The organism is Burkholderia territorii (assembly GCF_902833055.1).
In the GTDB taxonomy this organism is placed as follows: Bacteria; Pseudomonadota; Gammaproteobacteria; order Burkholderiales; family Burkholderiaceae; genus Burkholderia; species Burkholderia territorii.
In genome coordinates this window covers 1-537 of sequence record NZ_CADFEJ010000099.1, presented here as the reverse complement: position 1 = coordinate 537, position 537 = coordinate 1, and the positions used below count along the sequence as shown (strand labels likewise).

Sequence of the window (537 nt, the reverse complement as noted above, 5' to 3'; positions counted from 1 at the left end):
GGCCTCGCCTACCTGGCCTGGTTCGGCCTGAGCGCGCTGCGCCGCGCGCTGAAGCCGGGCCACGCGACGCTCGACGTGAGCGGCAGCGCCGCGCCGCCCGCGCAGGGCGCCTGGCCGGTGGTGCTCTCCACGCTCGCGCTGACCTGGCTGAACCCGCATGTCTATCTCGACACCTTCCTGCTGATCGGCACGGCCGGCGCCCGCGAGCCGGACGGCACGCGCGCCGCCTTCGCGATCGGCGCGATGCTGGTCAGCGTGCTGTGGTTCGTCGGGGTGGGATATGGCGCGCGCCTGCTCGCGCCCTGGTTCAGGAAGGCGCTCGCCTGGCGCCTGCTCGACGGCGCGGTGGGCAGCATGATCCTGTGCCTGGCGGCCGTGCAGTTGCGCTGAAGCGGGCCCCGGATGCGAGATCGCCGGCCTGCGCGATACGCAAGGCCGGCGATATCTTCATCGGGCGATCGCGCCCGGCTCGAGCCGATTCACAGCGCGCGGACGATCCCGCCGTCCACCCGCAGGTTCTGGCCCGTGATGTAGCCG

1 protein-coding gene is annotated in these 537 nt (G+C 73.2%); it reads left to right on the top strand.

The window, feature by feature from the left end; translation table 11 throughout:
• On the top strand, positions 1-390 hold a 390-nt coding region (locus tag HW466_RS31195; protein ID WP_176316152.1), incomplete at its 5' end, for a LysE/ArgO family amino acid transporter.
• Positions 391-537: the final 147 nt, after the last annotated feature.